21 protein-coding genes are annotated in these 22,815 nt (G+C 75.8%); 10 read left to right on the top strand and 11 right to left on the bottom strand.

Annotation, left to right across the window (positions count from 1 at the left end; all coding sequences use genetic code 11):
- Positions 1-45: 45 nt before the first annotated feature.
- The 7 genes from AB0O91_RS06505 (at position 46) to AB0O91_RS06535 (ending at position 9,459) form a co-directional block, all read left to right on the top strand.
- Positions 46-621: a DUF6309 family protein gene (locus tag AB0O91_RS06505; RefSeq protein WP_363428519.1), complete on the top strand. Its 576-nt coding sequence runs from the start codon at positions 46-48 to the stop codon at positions 619-621.
- Positions 618-4,892 (top strand): AMP-binding protein, encoded by a 4,275-nt coding sequence (locus AB0O91_RS06510; protein WP_363428521.1) that lies wholly within the window; start codon positions 618-620, stop codon positions 4,890-4,892. Before AB0O91_RS06505 ends, AB0O91_RS06510 begins: the two co-directional genes overlap by 4 nt.
- A gap of 102 nt (positions 4,893-4,994) precedes the next feature.
- Complete coding sequence (locus AB0O91_RS06515) at positions 4,995-6,296, top strand: aminotransferase class III-fold pyridoxal phosphate-dependent enzyme (RefSeq protein WP_363428523.1); 1,302 nt, start codon at positions 4,995-4,997, stop codon at positions 6,294-6,296.
- Complete coding sequence (locus AB0O91_RS06520) at positions 6,293-7,162, top strand: TauD/TfdA family dioxygenase (protein WP_363428525.1); 870 nt, start codon at positions 6,293-6,295, stop codon at positions 7,160-7,162. The genes AB0O91_RS06515 and AB0O91_RS06520 overlap by 4 nt, the downstream gene beginning before the upstream one ends.
- Positions 7,150-7,917, top strand: a complete 768-nt coding sequence (locus tag AB0O91_RS06525; protein ID WP_363428527.1) for an SDR family oxidoreductase — start codon at positions 7,150-7,152, stop codon at positions 7,915-7,917. Before AB0O91_RS06520 ends, AB0O91_RS06525 begins: the two co-directional genes overlap by 13 nt.
- Positions 7,918-7,920: 3 nt before the next feature.
- The gene (locus AB0O91_RS06530; protein ID WP_363428529.1) at positions 7,921-8,676 is read left to right on the top strand and encodes a methyltransferase domain-containing protein; all 756 of its coding nucleotides are present in this window, start codon (positions 7,921-7,923) and stop codon (positions 8,674-8,676) included.
- Positions 8,677-8,763: 87 nt separating this feature from the next.
- Entirely contained in the window at positions 8,764-9,459 is a 696-nt protein-coding gene (locus AB0O91_RS06535; RefSeq protein WP_363428531.1) for an alpha/beta fold hydrolase, read from the top strand.
- Between the two features lie 11 nt (positions 9,460-9,470).
- Here AB0O91_RS06535 and AB0O91_RS06540 read toward each other — a convergent pair whose 3' ends face one another.
- On the bottom strand, positions 9,471-10,115 hold the full coding sequence (locus AB0O91_RS06540) for a restriction endonuclease (RefSeq protein WP_363428533.1): 645 nt from the start codon (positions 10,113-10,115) through the stop codon (positions 9,471-9,473).
- A 272-nt stretch (positions 10,116-10,387) separates the two neighbouring features.
- Between AB0O91_RS06540 and AB0O91_RS06545 the strand changes: the two genes are divergently transcribed.
- On the top strand, positions 10,388-10,588 hold the full coding sequence (locus AB0O91_RS06545; protein WP_363428535.1) for a hypothetical protein: 201 nt from the start codon (positions 10,388-10,390) through the stop codon (positions 10,586-10,588).
- Between the two features lie 16 nt (positions 10,589-10,604).
- Here AB0O91_RS06545 and AB0O91_RS06550 read toward each other — a convergent pair whose 3' ends face one another.
- The gene (locus AB0O91_RS06550; protein ID WP_363428537.1) at positions 10,605-10,976 is read right to left on the bottom strand and encodes a fic family toxin-antitoxin system, toxin component; all 372 of its coding nucleotides are present in this window, start codon (positions 10,974-10,976) and stop codon (positions 10,605-10,607) included.
- Complete coding sequence (locus tag AB0O91_RS06555) at positions 10,973-11,098, bottom strand: hypothetical protein (protein WP_363428539.1); 126 nt, start codon at positions 11,096-11,098, stop codon at positions 10,973-10,975. Before AB0O91_RS06555 ends, AB0O91_RS06550 begins: the two co-directional genes overlap by 4 nt.
- Before the next feature lie 85 nt (positions 11,099-11,183).
- Here AB0O91_RS06555 and AB0O91_RS06560 point away from each other — a divergent pair, with 85 nt between their 5' ends.
- Positions 11,184-11,792 carry an SMI1/KNR4 family protein gene (locus AB0O91_RS06560; protein WP_363428541.1) on the top strand — a complete coding sequence of 203 codons (609 nt, stop codon included), beginning with the start codon at positions 11,184-11,186 and terminating at the stop codon, positions 11,790-11,792.
- Positions 11,793-11,864: 72 nt separating this feature from the next.
- Here the strand turns inward: AB0O91_RS06560 and AB0O91_RS06565 are convergent, their stop codons facing one another.
- Together AB0O91_RS06565 and AB0O91_RS06570 are read right to left on the bottom strand one after the other, a co-directional pair.
- Positions 11,865-14,381: a glycoside hydrolase family 3 C-terminal domain-containing protein gene (locus AB0O91_RS06565; protein ID WP_363428543.1), complete on the bottom strand. Its 2,517-nt coding sequence runs from the start codon at positions 14,379-14,381 to the stop codon at positions 11,865-11,867.
- A 66-nt stretch (positions 14,382-14,447) separates the two neighbouring features.
- Entirely contained in the window at positions 14,448-15,155 is a 708-nt protein-coding gene (locus AB0O91_RS06570) for an alpha/beta fold hydrolase (RefSeq protein WP_363428545.1), read from the bottom strand.
- 126 nt (positions 15,156-15,281) lie between these two features.
- Here AB0O91_RS06570 and AB0O91_RS06575 point away from each other — a divergent pair, with 126 nt between their 5' ends.
- Positions 15,282-16,304 (top strand): LacI family DNA-binding transcriptional regulator, encoded by a 1,023-nt coding sequence (locus tag AB0O91_RS06575; RefSeq protein ID WP_363428547.1) that lies wholly within the window; start codon positions 15,282-15,284, stop codon positions 16,302-16,304.
- Positions 16,305-16,425: 121 nt separating this feature from the next.
- On the opposite strand, the gene AB0O91_RS06580 is transcribed toward AB0O91_RS06575, so the two are convergent.
- From AB0O91_RS06580 to AB0O91_RS06605, 6 genes are all read right to left on the bottom strand, one after another.
- Positions 16,426-17,472 (bottom strand): alcohol dehydrogenase catalytic domain-containing protein, encoded by a 1,047-nt coding sequence (locus AB0O91_RS06580; RefSeq protein WP_363428549.1) that lies wholly within the window; start codon positions 17,470-17,472, stop codon positions 16,426-16,428.
- Between the two features lie 193 nt (positions 17,473-17,665).
- Positions 17,666-18,676, bottom strand: a complete 1,011-nt coding sequence (locus AB0O91_RS06585) for a hypothetical protein (protein ID WP_363428551.1) — start codon at positions 18,674-18,676, stop codon at positions 17,666-17,668.
- On the bottom strand, positions 18,673-19,674 hold the full coding sequence (locus AB0O91_RS06590; protein ID WP_363428553.1) for an NAD(P)-dependent oxidoreductase: 1,002 nt from the start codon (positions 19,672-19,674) through the stop codon (positions 18,673-18,675). The genes AB0O91_RS06585 and AB0O91_RS06590 overlap by 4 nt, the downstream gene beginning before the upstream one ends.
- Entirely contained in the window at positions 19,667-20,251 is a 585-nt protein-coding gene (locus AB0O91_RS06595; RefSeq protein WP_363428555.1) for a flavin reductase family protein, read from the bottom strand. Before AB0O91_RS06595 ends, AB0O91_RS06590 begins: the two co-directional genes overlap by 8 nt.
- A complete protein-coding gene (locus AB0O91_RS06600) occupies positions 20,248-21,690 on the bottom strand; it encodes an MFS transporter (protein WP_363428557.1) in 1,443 nt (480 codons plus the stop codon). The genes AB0O91_RS06595 and AB0O91_RS06600 overlap by 4 nt, the downstream gene beginning before the upstream one ends.
- Entirely contained in the window at positions 21,687-22,805 is a 1,119-nt protein-coding gene (locus tag AB0O91_RS06605; protein ID WP_363428559.1) for an LLM class flavin-dependent oxidoreductase, read from the bottom strand. The genes AB0O91_RS06600 and AB0O91_RS06605 overlap by 4 nt, the downstream gene beginning before the upstream one ends.
- Positions 22,806-22,815: the final 10 nt, after the last annotated feature.

Genomic DNA, 22,815 nt, shown 5'->3' on the forward strand with positions numbered 1-22,815 from the left:
CCGTCCGAGTTGTCCGAGTCGTCCGAACCGCCAGAGGAGCACTGCGTGGAGATCGTCACCGCCGTCGCCTACTCCGAGGTCCACGAGGCCTACCTGCGGGACCACCCGGTGGAGCGGGCCCACGAGGCCAACACCAACCTGTACGGCGAGGAGAACCTGGAACGCGCCGACACGCTCCCCGGCGGCTGGTGGCGGATCCGGCTGACCCCGGCCGACGTCCTCGGCGTCGTCCTGCCCTGGCACCTCAGCGAGGGCGGCGAGCGGGAGCTCGTCCCGCGGACCGGGCTGACCGTCGCCCGGGCGGCCGAACGCGTCCGCTCCGGCGGCGCCGACTGGACGGCGGCCAACCCGGTCTGCTCGGCGAAGCTGCGGCTGCTGCGCCGGGCGCCCTTCACCCCGCTCTTCCTCAGCACCGCCCCGGTCGACCACCCCGACTACGCCGGGCTGGTGCTCGCGCCGGGGCTGATCCACCTCGACGGCCTGCACCGCATGGTGGCCTGGGGGCTGGCCGGACGGCTGGCCGGGGGCATCGAGCTGGACGGGTACCTGGCCGGTGACCCGGAGGTGCCGCCCCGGCCCGCCCGGGCGAGGACGCCGCGGACGGGGGAGGAGCCCGCGTGACCTCCGCGACGCGGCACGCCCGGCCGACCCCCGCCACCGGCTCGCTCAGCGGGCTGCTCTCCCGTCTCGCCCGCCTCCACCCCGACCGGCCCGCCGTCAGCGACGGCGTCCGCACCCTCGACCACCGCACCCTGGACGCGGCCGCCGGGCGGATCGCCGCCCGGCTGGCGGCCGGCGGCACCGGGCGCGGCGACCGGGTCGCCCTGCTCGGGCCCCGGGACGCCCGGATGCTGGTGCTGCTGCACGGGGTGCTGCGCTCCGGCGCGGCCGCCGTGCTGACCGATCCCGAGTGGACCGCGGCCGACCTGGCCCGCCGGCTGGCGGCCGTCCGGGTGGGGCGGGTGCTCGCCACCGAGCGCCCGGCCGGCTGGGTCGGCGTCGGCGGGGCGGACGGGGCAGGCGGGGCGGACGGGGTGGGCGTCGAGGTGGTGGACGTCCTGGCCGGGCCCGCCGGGGCGCCCCCGGCCCGGGCGGCCGACCGCCCGGTCGGCGCCGACCCGGCGTACCTGTCCTTCACCTCCGGCTCCAGCGGCGAACCCAAGGCGGTCACCGTCACCCACGCCAACGCCGTGCACTACGCGTACGCCCTGGCCGACCGGCTCGGGCTGACCGAGGCCGACGCACCCCGGCTCGCCCACGTCACCACGCTCGCCGCCGACCTCGGCCACACCGCCTGGCTGCTCGCGCTGGCCACCGGCGGCTCGGTGCACGTCGTGCCCGACCGCGAGGTGCGCGACCCGGCGGCGTTCTGGGCCGCGCTGCGCCGCGCCGGGGTCGACACCCTGAAGACCACCCCCTCGCACCTGGCCGCCCTGCTGGAGGACCGCCCGGCCGACACCCCGCGGCTGCGCACCCTGCTGCTCGGCGGCGAGGCCCTGCCGCGCCCGCTGGCCGCCGCCCTGCTCGACGACGGCGTCGCCGAACGGCTGGTCAACCACTACGGACCGACCGAGACCACCGTCGGCGCGACCTGCTTCCTGGCCACCGCCGCCCACCAACTGCCGGACGGGGAACCGACCGTACCGATCGGCAGCGGCATCGGCGAGGTGCTGCTGACCGTACTGGACGGCGCCGGGCGGACGGCTGCCGCCGATGCCCCGGGAGAGTTGCTGATCGGCGGGCGGGGCGTCACCGCCGGGTACTACGGACGGCCGGACGAGACCGCCCGCGGGTTCGTCCGGCGGGACGGCCGGGTGATGTACCGCACCGGCGACCTGTGCCGTCGGCGGGCCGACGGGAACCTGGTCTTCCTCGGCCGGGTGGACCGTCAGGTCAAGGTCCGGGGCTACCGGGTCGACCTGGCCGAGGTGGAACGGGCCATGGACGGCTACCCCGGCGTCGCGGGCTCCGCGGCGCTGCTGCGGGAGACCGCGGTCGGCGGGCAACTCCTCGGCGCCGTCCGCCTGTTGGCCGGTGCCGAGGTGGCAGGCCTGGACGCCCACCTGCGGGACCGGCTGCCCGGCTACTCGGTGCCGCGGCCGATCCTGGTGCTGCCGGAGTTCCCGGTCGGGCCGAACGGGAAGCTGGACCGGTCGCGGCTGGGCGAACTGGTGGCCCGACTGGTGCGGGAACGGGCCGGGGCGCTCCCCGGTGACCCGGGCGCGGTCGATCCGGGCGCGGGCGGGTCGGGTGCGGGCAGGTCGGGTCCGGGTCCGGGGCCGGACCCGGGCGGATCGGTGGGGGCGGGGCTGGCCGGGGAGATCGCCCGCTTCTGGGCCGGCGCGCTCGGACTGCCCGCCGTCGGCGCCCACGCGGACGTGATCGGCCTCGGCGGCGACTCCATCCTCGCCATGCGCACCATCGCCCTGCTGCGGCGGTCCGGGCTGCGGGTCGGCCACGAGGACTTCTACCGGCACCCGACGCCAGCCGGCCTGGCCGCAGTGGCGGTGCCCGTCCGGCCCGCCGCCGCGGCCGCCGTCCCGGCCCCGCGCGGCGATCACGGCGGGCGCCGACTCGCCCCCGCCCAGCGCTGGTTGTACCGGCAGCACGCGGTCGACGAACCCCGGCACTGGAACCAGTCCGTACTGCTGCGCTGCCGCCGCACCGTCGACCCGGCGGCGCTCGCGGCGGCGGTCGCCGCCGTCCTCGAACGCCACCCGGCGCTGCGCCGCCCGCTCTCACCGGACGGGTACGGCGAACCCCGGCCGGTCGCCGACCTCGATCCGGTCTCCCACTCCCGCATCCCGCGCGCGGCGGCCGAGATCGCCGACACCGTCGCCGGCGTCTGCACCGAACTCCACCGCAGCCTCGACCCGGAGGCCGGACGGCTGCTGCGCGCCCACCTGTTCACCGGCCCGCCCGGCACCGACCAGCGGCTCGCGCTGATCGCCCACCACCTGGTGGTCGACGGCCTCTCCTGGCGGATCCTGCTCGACGACCTCGCCCGGGCCTACCGCGCGCTGCTCGACCACAAGCCGGCCGACCTGCCGCCCACCCCCGACTTCTACCAGTGGGCCGCGGCCGCCCCGCCGGCTCCGGTGCTGTCCGCCGAGGAGCCCGCGCCGCCCGCCGGGCCGGCCGCGCTCAGCTGGACCCTCGACGCACCGGCGACCGCCCGGCTGGTCGCGCGCCACGGCGGCGGGGCCGGCCTGGAGGCCGTCCTGCTCGACGCCTTCGCCGGCGCCGTCGCCCGCTGGGAGGGCCGGCCCGGGCTCACGGTGGAGGTCGAGACCCACGGCCGGGACACGGTCGGCGACGGCGACCCGGACGAATTCCTGGACACCGTCGGCTGGTTCACCGCCGTCAAGCACCTGCGCCACGGCGGACCCGACCCGGCCGCAGGCCCGACGGGCCCGTCGGAGACGGCGCGGCGGCTGCGCGGAACGCCCGTCCGGCCGATGGACGCCCCCGGCCCGCGGCCGACCGTCGGGTTCAACTTCCTCGGCACCTTCCGCCTGCCCGAGGAACCCGCGCTGGACTGGACCGTCGCGGACGAACAGGCCGGGGTGGCGCGCTGCGCCGGCGGCGATCCGCTGTATCGACTGCGGCTCACCGCACGGGTGGTGGAGCAGCGCCTGGTCGCCGACCTGGTCTACGGCTGGCCCGCGGTGCCCCACCAGGCCGCCCGGCGGATCCTCGGCGGGGTCGCCACGGCACTCGCCGGGCCCACCGCCGAGCAGCCCGTCCGGCTGCCGCTGTCCACCTCCGGGCAGCTGCTGCACGCCCGGGTGCCGCCCACCGCCCGGGCGGCCGTCCGCGAACCCGCCCGGGTGCTGCTCACCGGCGCCACCGGCTACCTCGGGCGGCACCTGCTGGACGCCTTCCGGCGGCGCGGTGCGGTGGTCACCTGCCTGGTGCGGGCCGCCGACGACGCCGAGGCGGTCCGGCGGCTGGCCGGTGAGCGGGCCCGGGTGGTCGCCGGGGACCTGGAGCGGGACGGTCTCGGTCTCTCCCCGGCCGGCCTGGAACGGGCCCGGGAGGCCCGGATCGTGGTGCACGCGGCGGCCGACGTCCGGCTGGTCGCGGCCCCCGACGACCTGGAGCGCGCCAACCACACGGCGGTGCGCCGGCTGCTCGGCTGGATCGACGAGCACACCCCGGAGGCCCGCCTGCACCACGTCTCCACGCTGGCCGTCGCCGGCGGGGTGGACGGCCCGCCGCGCCGGTTCAGCGAGGCCGACCTGTGGATCGGCCAGCACTTCCGCACCCCGTACGAGCGCACCAAGTACCGGGCGGAGCAGGCCGTCCGGGCCTGGGGCGCCGCCGGGCACGCCGCCTACCTCTACCGCAGCGGCCACATAGCCGCGCACAGCCGCACCGGGGCGTTCCAGGCCAACGTCGGCGACAACCGGATCTACCAGCTGGTCCGCGGCTACCTGCTGGCCGGCGCCGCCCCCGGCCGGCCCGGCACCGCCTTCGCGTTCTCGCACGTGGACACGGTGGCCGCCGGGATCGCCGCGATCGCCCTCGCCCCGCACACCGCGCCCGGCACCTATCACGTGGAGACCCCGTACCAGACCCCGCACGACGAACTCGTGCGCTGGCTGGGCGCGTCGGGGTACCCCGTCCGGCTCGTCGACGAGCCGGCCTTCGCGGTCGCGCTCGCCCGTGCCGAACGGCGGCACCCGACGGCCGCCCGGCTGGCCGCCGCCTGGTCCCAGCAGGAGGAGCGCAACATCCGGGTGGACAGCGGGTACACCGCCTCCGTGCTGGACCGGCTGGGGGTGCGCTTCGGCGCGCCGACCCCGCAGTGGTGGTCGGCCGCGCTCGGCTGGGCCGCCGAGGCGGGCTACCTGCCGGCCCGCCGGTCCGCCGACCTGCGGAGCCGCTGACCTGCCACCCCGAGCGGCCCGAACGGGCCCGAGCAAGTCCTGAACGAAGTCCGAGCAAGCCCCGAACGAACCCCGACAGGCCCCGAGAGAAGGAAGACTCCGTTGTCCCAGCTCTCCCCAGTGCTGAAGCAGGCCACCCCGGTCGTCGCCGTGCGCGGCGAAGGCCTCCACCTCTACGACGCCGACGGCCGCCGCTACCTCGACTTCACCTCCGGCGTGGGGGTGACCAGCACCGGCCACTGCCACCCGAGGGTGGTCGCGGCCGTCCGCGAACAGGCCGGCCGGCTGCTGCACGGCCAGTACACCACCGTCCTGCACGACCAACTGCTCACCCTCACCGAGCGCTTGGGCGAGGTGCTGCCGCCCGGCCTGGACTCGCTGTTCTTCGCCACCGCCGGCACCGAGGCGGTCGAGGCGGCGCTGCGGTTGGCCCGGCAGGCCACCGGGCGGCAGAACGTGATCGTCTTCGAGGGCTCCTTCCACGGCCGCACCATGGGAGCGGCCTCGCTCACCACCGCCGGGACCCGCTTCCGGGCGGGCACCGGTCCGCTGATGCCCGGGGTCGCGGTGGCGCCGTTCCCCGCCGCGTTCCGGCTGCGGCGCTCGCTCGGCCTGTCCGAGGAGGAGGCGGTGGCGTACGCCCTGCGCGGGCTGGACGAGGTGCTGGCCACCGCCTCCGCACCCGCCGAGACCGCCGCCGTGTTCGTCGAACCGGTGCTCGGCGAGGGCGGCTACGTCCCCGCCCCGCCGGGGTTCCTGGCCGGGCTGCGCGAGCGCGCCGACCGGCACGGCTTCCTGCTGGTGGTGGACGAGGTGCAGACCGGCTTCGGGCGCACCGGCCGGTTCTGGGCCCACCAGCACGAGCCCGCCCGCCCGGACGGCGGGAGCCTCCGGCCCGACGTCCTGATCACTGCCAAGGGCCTGGCCAGCGGCTTCCCGCTGTCCGCCATCGCCGCGCCGACCGACCTGATGCGGCGGGCCTGGCCCGGCTCGCAGGGCGGCACCTACGGGGGGAACCCGGTGGCCTGCGCCGCCGCGCTGGCCACCCTGGACGTGCTGCGCGAGGAGCGGCTGGTCGAGAACGCGGCCCTCCAGGGCGCCCGGCTGCTCGACGGCCTGCGGACGGTCGCCGCCGGGGCGCCGGGCATCGGCGACGTCCGGGGCCTCGGCCTGATGGCGGCCAGCGAGTTCTGCCGGCCCGACGGCGCGCCGGACCCGGAGACCGCCCGGCGGGTCCAGCAGGCCGCGGCCGAGCTCGGGCTGCTGCTCCTGCTCTGCGGGATCCACCTCAACGTGGTCCGGATGATCCCGGCGCTGGTCGTCACGGCCGGCCAGGTCGACGAGGCGCTCGCGCTCTGGTCCAAGGCCGTGGCGGCCGGGACCGGCCCGGAGGTGGCGCGGTGAACGAGTACGCCGTCACCGAGATCGGCTGGAGCAGCCTGGAGTTGGAGGCCCGGCGGCAGCTCTGGTCGCTGCCGCTGAGCGACGGGGAGCGGCAGCTGCTCTGGGCCGATGCCCGGGCCGGCCGCTGGGGCGCCGGCGACCCGGTGCGCGAGCGGCTGCGGACCTTCGTCCGGGAGGCCGCCGACTCGGTCGGGATCACCCACCTCGCCAACCTGATCGACCCGGAGCGGCCGGAGCGGGAGATCACCGAGGCGCTCTCCTTCCTGCTGCGCGACTACGGCCGGATCGTGCCGCAGAACGGGCGCGGCGACCTCACCTCGGTGCTCCGGGACCAGAACGGCGACGGCAACACCGAGCTCGGCTTCCACTGCGACACCTGCGACCTGCTGGTCCTGTTCTGCATCCAGCCCGCCTACGACGGCGGCGGGCTGACCAAACTGGCGAGCGCCCGGCACGTCCACGAACTGATCGGGCGGGAGCGGCCGGACGCCCTGGCCACCCTCTGCGAGGACTGGACCTTCGACCGGACCGGCCGGGCGGGCCCGCAGCTGGTCGTCACCCCGATCCTGTACCCGCGCCCGGACGGCACGACCGGCTGCTACTACCAGACCCGCACCGTCCGCTCCTCGCCGGACCGCGGCGGACCGGAACTGACGGACCGTCAGTGGGAGGCGCTCGGCGTGCTGGACGAGGTGCTGTACCGCCCGGAGATCGCCTTCGGCCTGCCGATGGCCGCCGGGGACCTGCTGATCATCCGCAACAGCCGGGTGCTGCACGGGCGTTCCGCGTTCCTGGACGAACCCGGCCGGTACTCCCGGCGGATGCTGCGGATCTGGCTCAACGAGGGGGAGGAATGGGCGCGGTGACCCGGCCGGACCGGAGGATCGCCCTGGTCACCGGTGGTGGCAGCGGCCTCGGCCGGGCCTCCGTGCTGGCCCTGCTCGCCGCGGACTGGACGGTGGTGCTCGCCGGGCGCCGCAAGGAGGCGCTGGAGGAGACCGCCGCGCTCGCGGACGTCGGGCCGGACCGGGTGCTGGCGGTGCCGACCGACATCCGCAGCCCCGAGGAGGTCGCCCGGCTGTTCGACGCCGTCCGCGACCGCTACGGCCGGCTCGACCTGCTGTTCAACAACGCGGGCGCCGCCGCCCCGCGCCGGCCGATCGCCGAGACGCCGTTCCACGACTGGAACCGGGTCCTGGACACCATCGTGACCGGCAGCTTCCTGTGCGCCCGGGAGGCCTTCCGGCTGATGAGCGACCAGACCCCGCAGGGCGGCCGGATCATCAACAACGGCGCGCCCTCCGCGCACGTGCCCCGCCCCAACTCCCTCGCCTACACGGCCGCCAAGCACGCCGTCCTCGGTCTCACCAAGGTGCTCGCGCTGGACGGCCGCCCGTACGGCATCACCTGCGGGCAGATCGACGTGGGCAACGTCGCCCCGTCGGACGGCGCGCCGCAGCCGGCCGCGATGCAGGCGGACGGCACCATGGCGGTGGAGGCCACCATCCCGGTGGAGCGGTTCACCGACGCCCTGCTGCTGATGGCGGCGCAGCCACCGGACACCACCATCCAGTCCCTGGTGGTGCTGCCGGCCACCATGCCGTACCTCGGGAGGGGATGAACCGTGCTGGTCAGTGCCCGCTCCTTCGCGGAGTACCGGGCGATGTTCGCGCTCACCGACGGGGACCTCGGCCCCGGCCGACGGATCCTGGACTGCCCGGCCGGCGCGGCGAGCTTCGTCGCGGAGGCCGGGCGGCGCGGCATCGACGCGGTCGCGGCGGACCGCGAGTACGCCGTGCACCGGGAGGAGTTGGGCCTGCTGGTCGAACGGGAGACCGGCTTCAAGCGGGACCGGCTGGCGCGGGAGACGGCGGACTTCGCGCGCTCCTGGTACAACGGCGCCGACGACCTGGTGCGGCGGTGGAGCGCCGGCGCCCGACTGTTCCGGGCCGACATCGCCGCCCGCCCGGAGCGCTACGTCGCCGCGGCGCTGCCCGAACTCCCCTTCGCGGACGGCTCCTTCGACCTGGTGCTCAGTTCGCACCTGGTCTTCTCCTACGCCAACCGGCTGGGCGGGGAGTTCCAGCGCGACGCGCTGCTCGAACTCGCCCGGGTGGCACGGCGGGAGGTCCGGGTCTTCCCCCTGGTGGTGTACGACACCGGCGAGCGGTACCCGGGGCTGGAGCGGCTGCGGGAGGAGCTCGCGGGCGCCGGGATCGGGAGCCGGGTCGAGCAGGTGGCCTACGAGTTCCAGCCGGGGGCCGACGAGATGCTGGTGCTCGCCTGCACGGGCTACCGGCCCCCGGCGCGGCCGGCCGCGCAGCGGGCCGGGGCCGTCGACGACCCGGTGCGGTGGCGGCACCGGGAACCGGGCGGCTGACCTGGTCCGCCCGCGGCGGAGCAGCCGCGGGGAGGGCGGCCGGATATCCGTGGGACACCCGGCGGCCGGCTCCGCTACGGTGCGGTCATGGCGAACTTCGTACTGGTCGCCGGGGCCCGCCTCGGGGCCTGGGCCTGGGACGACGTGGTCCCGCACCTCCGGGCGGCCGGTCACGCCGCCCACCCGCTGACGCTGTCCGGGCTGGCCGAGAAGCGCGGCCGCCCGGCCGGGCTGCGGACCCACGTCCAGGACGTCGTGACCGAGGTCGAACGGCACGCCCCGGACCGGGTCGTCCTGGTGGGCCACAGTTACGCCGGTGTCCCGGTCGGCCAGGCCGCCCAGCTGATCGGCCCCCGGCCGGCCCGGGTGGTCTTCCTGGACGCCGCCCTCCCCGTCGACGGTGAGTCCTTCGCCGCCGGCTGGCCCGACGGGGGAGCGGAGTTGACGGCCGCGATCGAGGCGAACGGCGGCTCCTGGCCCTGTGCGCGGCCCGAGCACTTCGCGGGCCACGGCCTCACCGAGGAGCAGACCGCGCGGATCGTCGCCGGTGCGACCCCGCATCCCGGTGCCACCCTCACCGAGCCCGCCACCCTGACCGGCCCGCTCGCCGATCTGCCCGCGACGTACATCACCTGCCTGGCGGCCGGGGAACCGGACGAGCAGGCGGCCGCGCTGCTGGCCGCCGGGCACTGGCGGTCCGCCGAACTCGACACCGGCCACTGGCCGATGTTCTCCCGGCCGGGCGAGCTGGCCCGGCTGCTGATCGACGCGGCCGCGCCGTGACCCCCGGCGGGTCAGGCCCAGGGCGGGCGGCCGGTGCCCTCCGCCCAGAGGGCGAGTGCCCGGCGGTCCACGGCGCGGATGCCGACCTGGGCGCAGAAGGCGGCCGCGGCCTTGGTGAACGTGCTGGTCGTCACCACGGCGGCCAACTGGCAGCGGTGCACGTCGCGGTAGGTGCCGTTGACCTTCTGCACGTCCTGGGAGCCGACGAAGGTCCGGGGGCCGTAGCGCTTGGCCTGGATCAGGATCCGCTGGCCGGCGGGGGTGGTGGCCAGTACGTCCGCGGCGAGGTCGCCGGCGCCGCCGACCACCGTCACCTTCGTGCAGCCGTCCCGTCGGCACAGGTCGGCCAGCGCGTGCTCGAACGCCTTGGGGCTCATCGTCAGGAACGGCCCGATGTGCCGCAGCTGGGCGGTCCGGACGTCCAACTCCCGCTGCCGCGCCCGTGCGCGGACGACCAGCACCGCGGCGCCCGCCCCCGCGGCCAGCACCAGCAGGGCGGCGGCCGGCAGCAGGTGCTGCGCCAGCCAGTGCACCAGCGCGGAGACCACCGCCAGTGCGGCCACCGCCGTGACCCCCACCAGCAGGGCGTTGTCCCGGGCCCGGCGCGCCCGGCGGCTGACGGTCGACCGGCGACGTCGGACAGGCCTGCGGGCCACGGCATTCCCCCTCGCGCCACGGTGTCCGGGAGAGCCTAGGAGCCGCCGCCGCCCGCCCGCCGACGATCCCGCGGACTCCCCGGCCGCAGCGCCCGGATTGTCCGGATCCCGGCGCCCGGCGGCCGAACACCGGTGGCGGGCGGGCGACTCCGGGCGGCGGGCGGGTGGCCCTCGGCTGCGGGTGGGGCGATTTCCGGTAACCCGCCACGGCGGGTCCCGCCCTCTGCCATGCTCACAGAACGTCTTCGAATCGTCACCGAGAGTGGGTGCGTATGCGGTTCGGCATCAGTGCGAGCGCGGTGCTCGGGATCGTCATCGTCCTCCGCCTGATGCGCCGGACCGAATCCCGGAGCCGGGTCGACGAGAAGCTGACCGCCTTCCTCTGCGTCACCTTCGGCGTCCTGATCGCCGCCACCCCGTGGGGCCACGCCATCCTCCGGCTCGTCGGCGTCGCGGTCCGGGCCACCCACTGAGCCGCGCGGCGGCCGGTCAGCGGTACCAGGTGCGGATCACGGCCGCGGCCTCCCGGACGCCGACGCTGCCGGTGCGGATCCGGGCGGCCAGGTCCACGGCCTCGCCGGGCCCGGCGGTGACGGTGACGCCGGAGGCGCTGAGGTAGGCGGCGGCGACCACGGAGGCGAAGTGCTCGTTGCCCGACTCCAGCGCCGGGACGCGGATGAGTTGGTGCATCAGGGCTGCCGCGCGCTGGTGCACGGCCTCGTAGACCGGGACGTCCATCACCTCGTCGCCGTGCCGGGCCACGGCGGCGGCGAGGGTGCCGTAGTCGATGACGTCCGGGTCGGTGGGCAGGAACCGGTGGGCGATGTCGAGCAGCCAGGCCCGGTCGATCCGGAGGATCACGCCTGCTCCACCGCGGTGCGGGTGCGGGTGCGGATGCCGTGCGGGCGCGGTCCGCAGGCGTTCCCGAACGTCGGCCCGGGGGTGTGCGCGACGGTCGCCGGTCGGACGGTGAGCTGGTTCATGAGCGCGAGCGTAGCGAGGTGTAGCGGGTGCTACCAACGTGCCGGGGCCCGGCGGTTGTCGGACCCGGCTGGTATGCCTGGCCACATGACGGACGATGTGGTCAGCGGCGTGATCGGTGGTGTGCCCGGTGGCGGTGCGCGCGGCCTCCCGCCGCTGGACGAGGGCGAACTCGAAGCCTGGGAGGCCCGGCACGGGGTGACCCTGCCCGAGCCCTACCGGACTTTCGTGACGCGGGTCGCGAACGGCTTCTGCGCCGGATCGCCGAGCGGTACCGGTGAGGAGGTCCTGCTGCCCCTGGGCCGGCTGCCCGACAGCTGGTCCGACTGGGACTCGGTGAACTGGCTCTCCCCGGAGCCGTTCGACGGCTCGGCGCCCCGGGATCCGGCCGCGCCCTTCCCGCTGACCGAGGAGTGGCAGTGGGAGTACGACTTCGATCCGGAGGAGCACGTCGCCCGGATGACCTCGCTCTACCGGGACGGCTCCGTCATCCTCGGTGCCGAGGAGCCCGGCTGCTACTGGGCCCTCGTCACCGCCGGACCGCAGCGCGGCACGGTCTGGCAGTTGGCCGACGGCATCGCCTTCCCCTACGCGGGGCCGGACGGGGACGTCTACACGGACGGCGCCCGCCCGTTCGGTTTCCTCGACTGGATCGGGCAGTGGAACACCGGCCGCGGCTGGTGGAACGACCGCTGAGCCGCCCGGCACTCGGGCGGCTCAGCGGTTGGCGGTCGGCGGTCGGCCGAGGAGTGGCCGGGAGCGGCCCGGTCAGTGCTGCGGGACGACCAGGGCCAGGCCGAGCGGGCGGTCACCGGCGTTGGGGCCGGCTTCGACGGTGTGCACGCCCGGGGTGGTGCGCCAGGTGCGGGCCGCGGTGTCCCAGGTCTGGACGGCGCGGCGCGGGACGGTGATCCGGGCGGTGGCGACGGCGCCCGGGGCGGCCTCGACCACGGCGAAGCCGGCGAGTTGACGGTCCGGGCGGCTGGGGTCGGAGCCGTCGGTGGCCAGGTAGACCTGGACCACCTCGCGGCCGGGCCGGTCGCCGGTGTTGCGGACCCGGACGGCGACCTCGGCCAGGGTGTCGGCGGAGCCCTCGGTGAGGCGGGCCTCCAGGCCCTCGTAGGACCAGCGGGTGTAGCCGCCGCCGGCGCCGAACCAGTAGGCGGGGGCGGCACCGGCGCGGCGCTGCCAGGCCCGGTAGCCGATGAACAGGCCCTCGGTGTAGTCGAGCCGGCCGTCGGTCGGGGTGACCTCCCGGACCGGGACGTCGGCTTCCTCGGCGGGCCAGGTGGTGGGCAGCCGGCCGGCCGGTTCGACCGTGCCGAGGAGGACGTCGGCCAGGGCCTCGCCGGCCTGCTGGCCGGGGAACCAGCCGAGCAGCACCGCCGCGACCGAGTCGCGCCACGGCATCAGCACCGGGGCGCCCGCGTTGACCACCACCACGGTCCGCGGGTTGGCGGCCGCGACCCGGGCGACCAGTTCGTCCTGGCGGCCGGGCAGGCGCAGGTCGGTCCGGTCCACGCCCTCGCTCTCCACCTCCTCGGTGGTGCCGACCACGACCACCGCGACCTCGGCCGCCCGGGCCGCCGCGACGGCCTGCTCGATCAACTCCTCGGCGGAGACGCTCGGTGCGGCGTGGCCGAGGGTGAAGGAGACCAGGCCGAATCCGGCGAAGCCGCCCGTCTGCGGCACCGTGTAGGTCAGCGCGACCTCGACCTCGCGGTCGGCGGCGAGCTCCCACTCGACCCGGTGCTCCGGGGGGTTGAGGAAGGCGGCGGCCGGGTCCTCGCCCTCCGGCAGCAGCGTCCCGTCGAACAGCACCTCGCCGTCCGCCTCCAGCCGGAACCGGCCGACGCCGCGGACGGCCAGGCGGTGCCGCCCGGCGGCCCCGGTGGTCAGGGTGCCGGTCAGCCGGACGGCGGTGAGCTCGGCGAAGGGGACGTCGCCGGGCAGGGCGCCGAGCCACCGGAGGTCGCCGCCGGTGAGCGCGGCGGTGCCCAAGGGGCCCCGGGCACCGAGCAGTTCGGCGGTGCACGGGAAGGCGGCCGGGGGGAGGAAGGTGCGCGGGTCGGCGCCGACCGCGTGCACCAGGGAGGTGCCCGCGCCGAGTGCGGCGCGCAGGCCCGCCAGCGGGCTGACCAGCCGGGTCGGGAAGACCTGGGCGCTGCCGCCCCCGCCGATCCGCGGTTCGGTCGCGGCCGCGCCGATCAGCGCCACCGAGGCGGGCGCCGGGTCGAGCGGCAGCACCCCGCCCTCGTTGCGCAGCAGGACGAAGGAGCGCGCCGCCAACTCGCGCACCAGCGCCTCGCCGTCGACCGGTGCGGGCAGCCGGTCCGCCGGGACGGCGGCGGGCGCGCCCGCCAGCAGGCCGACCCGGGCCGCCAACCGCAGGACCCGGCGGGCCAGTTCGTCCACCACGGCCTCGGGGACGAGACCCTCGCGGACGGCCCGCACCAGGTGCTCGCCGTAGACGGTGGCCGGGCCGGGCATCGCGACGTCGAGGCCGCCGAGGGCCGCCCGTACGGTGTCCCGGGCGCCGGTCCAGTCCGAGACCAGGACGCCGTCGAAGCCCCACTCCTCGCGCAGCACCGCGTTGTTGATCTCGGCGTGCTCGCTCATGGTCGGGCCGTTGACGGCGTTGTAGGCGGCCATCAGCCCCCAGGGGTGGGCCTTGCGGACGATCGTCTCGAACGGTGCGAGGTACAGCTCGCGCAGCGTGCGCTCGTCCACCCGGACGTCGACGGTGTAGCGGTCGGTCTCCGAGTCGTTGGCGACGAAGTGCTTGGGCGTGGTGGCGACCCCGCCGTCCTGGACGCCGGAGACCAGGGCGGCACCGATCTCGCCGGTGAGCAGCGGGTCCTCGGAGAGGCACTCGAAGTGCCGGCCGCCGAGCGGGCTGCGGTGCAGGTTGACGGTCGGTGCCAGGACCACGTGGGCGCCCTTGCGGCGGGCCTCCTGGGCCAGCAGCCGGCCGGCCCGGCGGACCAGGTCGACGTCCCAGGTGGCGGCCAGGGCGGTCGGCGAGGGCAGGGCGACGGACGGGTCGTCCGGGGTCCACTGCTCGCCGCGCACGCCGGCCGGGCCGTCGGACCACACCAGCCGGCCGAGGCCGATCCGCTCGTCGGCGGGCAGCGACCACATGTCGGCGCCGGCGAGCAGGGCGACCTTGGCGGGCAGGTCCAGCCGGGCGAGGGCGGCCTCGACGGCGCTCTCCCGGCGGGCGTCGGCGGTGGGGCTCGCGGGCGTCGTGCTGTCAGGGTTTGCGGGTGTCGTGCTGTCGGGCATCGAGGTCTCCTCGTGGGGCGCCGTGGTCGCCGTGGTCTCCTGGTGTTCCGGGTGGTCCGCCACGGTTCAGACCCACCCGTCCAGCGCGGTCATGAATCCGTCGTGGTCGTCCCGGTGCACGGTGTGTCCGGCGCCCGGCACGGTGCGCACCTGGAAGCCGCGGGCGCGCAGCAGTTCGGCGTCCTCGGCACCGACCAGGAAGCTCCGGTCGGCGAGCACCACCAGGGAGGGCACGGCGGCCGCCGTCGGCAGGTCGGACTCCTGGCCGGGCATGGCCAGGGCCGAGTCCGGGTCCCAGGCGGCGAGGGTGGCGAGTTCGACGTCGACGTCGGCGCCCGCCCAGCGGGGGTTGAGGGTGGTGATCTGCTCCCGGGTGGCGTCCCGGAACTGCACGAACAGCGCCGGGTCCACCCCCGCGGCCGCTCCGAACCGCCAGGCCGGGTCGACGTAGACGGCGCGGGCCGGTGCCAGCCGCTCGACCGCGCGCAGCAGCGAGATCCCGCCGAGCGAGTGCCCGACGGCCAGGTCGGCCCCGGCGGGCAGGGTCTCGACCAGGTCCTCGGCGTAGGCCTCCAGGGCGTAGCGCTCCCGGGGGGTCGCGCCGGTGCCGCGCGGGCTCCGTCCGTGGCCGCGCTGGTCGACGGCGATCACGCGGTAGCCGCGTTCGGCCAGGGCCGGGCCGACCCGCCGCCAGGTGCGGTGGTCGGACATGATGCCGTGCACCAGCAGCGCGACGCGCTCGCCGGTGCCCCATTCCTCGGTGTGCAACTTCATGGTGGGAAGCCTTTCGACCGGTTTCGACACTCACGTTACACGTGTAACGGTTACTCGTGTAACCATGTGTCTAGCAGGGCGATCCGCCACCCGGCCAGAGCCAGTCGTGAAAAGATCCGAACCGTTATGGACAGTGACCGCACCGACACCGCCGCCCCGCCGCCCACCAGCGCCGACGTCGCCCGCCTGGCCGGCGTCTCCCGGGCCACGGTCTCCTTCGTGCTCAACAACACCGCCGGCGGCCGGGTCAGCGAGCAGACCCGGCTCAAGGTCCGGGCCGCCGCCGACCGGCTCGGCTACGTCCCGCACGCCGCCGCCCGCTCGCTGCGGGCCGGCCGGACGGGCCTGGTGCTGCTGGCCGGCAACACCGCACCGATCGGCCCGCTGTTCAGCGGGTTCTACCGGGAGCTCCAGGACGCCCTGCACCGCCACGGCTACACGCCCGTGCTGCTGGGCCCGACGGCCGGCGGCGGGGACGAGGCCGTCCGGGCCTGGGCCGAACTGCGCCCCACCGCCGTGTTCTGCGTCGACCCGGGGCTCACCCCCGACGGCGTCGGGCTCCTGCGCCGCTCCGGCGTCCGGGCGGTGCTCACCCTCGGCACGTCGCCGGTGCCCGGCGCGCACGCGCTGATCATGGACCAGCGGGAGGTCGGCGCCTGTGCCGCCGCCCACCTGCTGGAGCGCGGCCGCCGCCGGATCGGCGTCGTGCTGCCGACCGACCCGGCGCTCGCCGTGTTCAGCGCCCCCCGACTGGCCGGCATCCGGGCCGCCGTCGAGGCGGCCGGCTCCGGCGCCGTGGTCGAGCCGCTGCCGCTGGACTACACCGAGGAGTCCGCCGCCGAACTCGCCGCCCGCTGCCGGGACCTCGCCCTCGACGGCCTGTTCGGCTACAACGACGAGTACGCCATGCTCGCCCTGCGCGCCCTCCAGGACGCCGGTTCGGACGCCCCCCACCCGGTGGCCGTGGTCGGCGCCGACGACCTGCTGCTCGGCCGGCTGCTCCGCCCGCGGCTGAGCTCGGTCCGGATGCGGCTGCCCGCCGGCGAGGAGTTGGCCGAGCTGGTCGACCGGGTGGTCGCCGACCCGGACGCGCCACCGCTCCGCCGGGAGCTGCTGACCGTGGAGCTGGTCGCCCGCGAGTCGTCCTGAACATCTCGACCGTCCGGGCTGTCCGGGCCGCCCTGACCGTCCTGACCGTCCGGGCCGACGGGCGCTGCGAGCGTGGTGGCCCCGGCAGCCCCGGCGGGTTCGGACCGGGGGCGGCGGCCGCTCAGCGGCCGGTGGTGAGGACCATCCGGAACCGGGCCCGGCCCTCGGCCATCCTGGTGACCGCGGCGGCGGCCTCCGCCAGCGGGACCTCCTCGATCCACGCCCGCACGCCGGACCGGACGGCGAAGCACAGGGTGTCCTGGGTGTCGACGGCGGCGCCGGAGGAGTGGGCGTACACCTTGCGGTCGCCGTTCAGCAGTTGCAGCGGGCTGACCGCGAGCCGGTCCGGCGAGGCGCCGACGACCACGAGCTCGCCGCGGCGGCCGAGGCCGTCGACGGTGGCGGACATGGCCTCCGCGTTGGTGATGGTGGCCAGGACCACCTTCGCCCCGCCGAGCGCCTGGAGCGCCTGGGCGACGTCGCCGGCGGTGCTGTCGAGGTAGTGGTGGGCGCCGAGCCGCTCCGCCAGCGGCCCCTTCTCCTGGCCGCGGGCGATCGCCACGGTGCGGAATCCCATCGCGCGGGCGAACTGGACGCCCAGGTGGCCGAGTCCGCCGAGGCCGAGGATCGCCACCGTGTCGCCGGGGCGGGCGGCGCTACGGCGCAGCGCGTTGTAGACGGTGACCCCGGCGCAGGCGAGCGGAGCGGCCTCGGCGGAGGTCAGCTCGTCCGGTACGGCGGCCAGGGCGACGGCCGGGACGACGACGGACTCGGCGTAGCCGCCGGGGTAGGCGGCCCCGGGCACCTGGAGTTCGGCGCAGAGCACGCCGTCGCCGGTCCGGCAGGCGTCGCAGCGTCCGCAGCTGCCGCCGTACCAGCCGACCGCGACCCGGTCGCCGACCGCCCAGCCCTGGACGCCGTCGCCGAGGGCGTCGATGCGGCCGGCGATCTCGTGACCGGGAGTGACCGGGTAGGTGGTGCCGGGCAGCAGTCCGGCCGCGATCAGCAGGTCGGAGTGGCAGACGCCGCACGCCTCGACGGTGATCCGGACGGCGCCCGGCCCCGGCTCCCGGAGCGGGACCTCGGCCAGGACGGGGGCGGCCTGCGGATCGGAGACCTGGACGGCGCGCAGGCTGGTGCCGGAGGGGGTGGCGCTGGTGGCAGCCATCGGGAGAGCCTCTCGCTGGGGGGCCGGCGCGGGGCGGAGCCCGCACGCGCTGACCACACCAGCTTGGTGCCTCCGTCGCCGCTCGGCCACGCGCGGCGCGGGCCGGGGTGCCGTCGACCGTCCGCGCACGGGCGGATCGGCGGCACCCCGGCCCGTGGGCGGACGGTGAGCTCCACCGCCTTCCGGCGGGGGCTCAGCCGGTGATCGTCCGCAGGCCCAGTCCGGTGAGGAACCCGGCGCGGTGCGCGGACAGGTCGACCTCCGGCGTCGTCGACAGGACGGTCAGCCGCAGCGGCGGTTCGGGCACCGGAAGAAGGTCCGCCGCTGCGGCGGCCGGCACTGCCGTCGCGGCCGCCGGGTCGGGGTGACCCGACCCGGCGTACGACAGCAGCAGCGTGGGGTCGGTCAGCCCGCGCAGACCGACCACGGCGTCGGCCTGGTCGGGACCGGCGGGCTGGAGGAACCGGGTGGGCACCGGCCGGAAGCCCAGCCGCGCCTTGAAGCCGAACAGGCCCGGCTCGGTGATGTGCCCGTACAGCGTCGGATCGCTGCCCAGCGAGATCCACTCCCGCCCGCGCCCGCGCGCCTCGGCGGTCGCGGTCAGGTAGAGCGCCCGGACCACCCGGCCCTGGCGCTCGGCCGCCGCCTGCGCGGTGAAGGCGATCCGGGTGATCGACAGCTCGGGCTGGTCCCAGCACAGGCAGGCACCGAGCAGGTCGCCGTTCGGGTCGCGTGCCGCGACCACGTAGTACAGGTCCGGGTCGGCGGTGATCTCCTCGCGCCAACTCGCCGCGTAGGAGCTGCCGTTGCGCATCCGCGCGACCTGGTCCTCGTACAGCCGCAGGAACTCGTCGAACACCGGGACGGTCAGCGGGGCGTGCACGGTGATCCGCAGGGACCGCTTGGCGGTCTCCCGCAGCGCCCGGCGCACGTTGCTGCGCTCCCCGGAGGTCATGGCGGCGAGGAAGGTCTCGTCCCCGGTCCGCACCGGCGCCAGCCAGGTGACCCAGCTCGGGGTGACGGCGAACCCGGCACGTTCCAGGTCGGCGTGCAGTGCGGCCGGCGGGTCCACCACCCGCACGACGCCGACACCGTCCTCCGCGGCGAACGCGCGCAGCCGGGCGGGGTCGGACTCCAGCGCCTCCTCGGCGCCCAGCAGGGCGATCCGCAGGCCGTGGTCCTCGATCAGCTCCAGCGTTCTCATCGTCCGGCCGCCTCGTCGGGCACCGGGTGCGGCGGCGCGGTGCCGTCCGCGACGGCCAGCAGGTTGGCGACCGCCATGTCGGCCATCGCGTCCAGCGCCTGGTGGGTGTGGAACCCGTTGTGCCCGGTGACCAGGAGCCGGTCCGGCACGAACTCCAGCAGCCCGAAGGGGTCCTCCCGGGGGTGCGGCGCCGGCTCGGTGTAGTAGCCGTCGATCGCGGCCCCGGCGAGCCGGCCCTCCGTCAGCGCGGCGCGCAGCGCGACCGGGTCGACCAGGCCGGCACGGGCGGTGTTCACCAGGAACCCGCCGTCGAGCGCCCGCAGGTGGTCGGCGCCGATCAGCCCTTCGGTCCCGGCCGACCCCGCGGTCCGGCCGGGTACCAGGTCGACGTGCAGGGACACCAGGTCGCTGCCCTCGAACAGCTCGATCAGCGACTCGCAGCGCTGGTAGGGGAGTTCGGCGAACTCCGGACGGTCCGTCCGGTTCCAGTACCGGATCCGGGTGCCGAACGCGGAGTGGGCCATCCGGGCCAGCTCGCGCCCGATGTGGCCCATGCCGACGATGCCGAGGGTGGCGTCGGTCAGCGACCGGGTCGGCTGCTCGTCCCACTCGCCCCGGGACACCGCGGCGGCGCCCCGGGAGACGCCGCGGACCAGGTCGAGCAGCTGCGCGAGCGCGAACTCGGCGACCGCGACGGCGTTGGCGTGCGGGGTGTAGGTGAAGCGGGTCGGGGTGGGCTCGGAGGGCAGTTCGACGAACGAGCGGTAGCCGGTCGCCATCACGCAGACCGTCGCGAGCGACGGCGCCTGCTCCCACACCCGCCGGGACAGCAGGGAGATGCCGCCGTGGACCAGCGCCCAGGCGCCGTCCAGCTCGGTCACCAGCTTGTCCTCCTCGATGTCGCCGGGCAGCCGGGCGACATCGAGTCCGCGGGCGCGCAGCCGCGCCTCGGCCTGCTCGGGGAACGCACCGGTGATCACGACTCGCTGCTCAGGCATGGACGGCTTCCTTCTCGTTCAGGGCCGTGAACGTCCTGTTCAGGGCCACGAAGTCCCGGCGGTGCCACAGCAGTGGGCCGGCGGTCGACCGGGCCGCGAAGCCGGTCACCTCGCCGATCAGCAGGTGGTGGTCACCGACCGGGATGCTACCGGCGGTGCGGCAGCGGTAGGCGGCGTGGGCGTCGGCCAGCAGGGGCGGTCCGTCGACGGACCACGGCACGAAGTCATGGCCCTCGAACCGGTCGATCCCCTTGCGGGCGAAGGACTCGGCGACCGCGCGCTGGTGCTCGCCCAGCACGTTGACGGTGAAGCCCTCGGAGCCGAGCATCGCCTCCAGGCAGCTGGAGGTGTTGCCCACGCCGACCAGCAGGAGCGGCGGGGTCTGCGAGACCGACAGCGCGGACGTGGCGGTGAACCCCCAGCGGTTCCCCCGCGCGTCCTGGGTCGTGACGACGGTCAGCGCGCCCGCCAGGTGGGACATCGCCTCGCGGAACTCCGCGGCGGAGAGCGGCTCTTCGGCCGGTCGCGCCGGGGCGGCCGGCCGGCCCGGCCCGGTGTGCGTCCAGGTGGTCGTCATGCCTTCGCCTCCGATTCCGTCAGGCGGTCAAGGGTGTCAAGGGGGTCACGAGGGTGGGCGGGGGAGTCGGTGCCGGCGTCGGCCGGAGTCCCCGTCGGCCGGTCCGTCGCCCGGTCCGCCGACTGCTGCCGCCGGCCCGCGATCGAGCGCTGGAGGCTGCGCGCGGTCAGCGGGACGAGGACCGCCCCGACCGCGGCGAGCAGCACGGCCAGCCAGGCGACCAGGTGCTGCGGGCCGATCCAGGCGCCGACGGTGGAGATCAGCAGCCCGCCGATCGGGAAGGCGAGCACGTTGATCAGGAAGAACGGGCCCATCACCTTCCCGAGGTGCTCGCTCGGGATCACCTGGACCCGCTGGGTCCGGTTGAACGTGTTGTAGTAGGCGACGCCCACCTCGACCGCCACGAACCCGATCGCGTAGACCGGGTAGGAGTGGGCCAGGCCCAGCACCAGCAGCGAGCAGCAGGCGAGGGCGAAGCCGACCGTGCCGACCACCTTCGGCTGGTAGCGCTTCAACAGCAGTGGTGTCACCGCCAGGTTGAGCAGCCCCGCCAGCCCCGCGAAGACGTTGAGCATCGCGAACGCGGACTGCGACCGGTGGAAGACACCGGTGACGACAGCGGCGTTCGCGCCCATGGTGGCGGCCAGCGCCAGGTTCATCGTGAAGTTGACCGCCGCCAGCAGGACGACCGGCCGGTTGCCGAGCAACAGGCTCCAGCCCAGCCGGAGTTCGGCCAGCGCGGTGCGCGCGTCACCGGTGCTCGGTGCCGCCGCCGTCCGCGGTACGGAGAGCCAACAGGCCGCCGCCACCGCGAACATGGCCGCGGCCATGCCCAGCAGCCACACCTTGCCCAGCAGTGCGACCGCGACCATGGCGAGTCCCGGCCCCAGGGCGAGGGACAGCAGCTCCATGTTCTGCACCATGCCCTGCATCCGGGCCAGGGCCTCGCCCCGGCTCAGCTGCGGCACGACCTTCTCGATCGCCATGTGGATCGGGGCGACCAGCGTGGTCAGCAGCGCCCCGTTGACCATCAGGACCGGAATCGTCCAGCCCGGCTCGGCCAGGCACAGGGCCACGGTGGCGGCCAGCACCACGGCCCGCCCGGTGTTGGCGTACCGGAACAGGCGCGGGCCGCCGTCCCGGTCGGCGAGGATCCCGCCGAGCGGGTAGGCGATCAGGTAGGGCACCCATTCCAGGGCGTAGGCCAGCCCCAGCAGCGACACCTTCCGGCTGTCCTGGTAGATCAGCAACGGCACCGCGAACAGCACCACCTGCTCCGCCATCAGGCCGAGGACGATCCCGGCGGCGAAGAGCCCGGTCTGGGCCGAGCGGGCGTCCGGCCGGGTCTCCTCCTGCCGGGCCCCCTCCGCCCGGGCTTGCGCCTGGTCCGCCGCCTGGTCCTCCGCCCGCTGCTCCGGCGGGTGCGTGCCACCCGTCACGGCGTCCCCGCCGCCGCGGCGGCCCGCTCGCGGGCCCGCACCAGGGGGAGCACCCGGGTGAAGAAGTGCTGCATCTCGTCCCGGGCCGGCCAGCCGGAGAAGATGAACTCGCTGACGCCGGCGGCCTTGTAGCGCAGCAGGTAGTCCGCGACCTCGTCGTAGTCCCCGACGATGCACAGCGCGGGGCCACCGCGGTAGGCGACCGCGCCGGACCACAGCACCGGCGACATCCAGCCGTGGCCGGCCTCCTCGGCGAGCCGGAACGAGTTCTTCACGGCCTGCGAGTCGGCCGCCGCGACGAACTCCGCGACCCACGCGCGGTGCGCCTCGTCCGCGCCGCCCATGACCTCGGCCAGGTCGGCCAGCGCCTCCTCGCGGGTGGGCCTGGCCAGCACCTGCATCCGCAGGCCGACCCGGCCGCCCCGGGCGAGCAGCGGCCCGACCTCCTCGGCGATCTTCTCGGGGGTGTCGGCGTAGCGGAACCAGCAGTCCCCGTAGGTGAGGGAGGTGTCCTGGGCGATCTGCGAGGCCCCGCTCACATAGATCTTCGGCCGCCCGCCGCCGTAGTGGGGCAGGCCCAACTGCCCCTGCTCGATGCGGTAGTGCTCGCCCTCGAAGGTGACCGGCTCCCCGTCGCGCCACAGCTCGTGCAGGACGTGCAGGAACTCGCGGGAGCGCTGGTGCCGGCCGTCGTGGGCGACGAAGTCCCCGTAGTAGCCCTGCTCGACGGGGGAGATGCCGGAGATCAGGTTCAGGGCGATCCGCCCCCCGGACATCCAGGAGAGGGTGTTGACGATCTGGACGAACAGCGTCGGCGAGAGCAGTCCGGGCCGGTAGGCCAGGATGAACTTGACGTTCTCGGTCTCCCGGACCAGGGCGCCCAGCAGCGGGAGCGGGTCGGGCAGGTCGTAGCTCTGGGCCATCAGCAGCGACTCGACGCCCAGCTTGTCCGCCTCACGGGCGAAGTCGATCGCGCCCTCCAGGTCCAGGACCCGGAAGTCGTAGCGCTCGGCCGACTTCTTCTGGCCGTCGTCGAGCGCCGAGCCCCAGTGGAAGCGCAGCTCCCCGGGGCGGGTGTCCGTGCGCTCGTCGACCGTTTCCACCGTCGTACTCATCTGGTCCCCG

The organism is Kitasatospora sp. NPDC089797, assembly GCF_040684795.1.
GTDB lineage: Bacteria > Actinomycetota > Actinomycetes > Streptomycetales > Streptomycetaceae > Kitasatospora.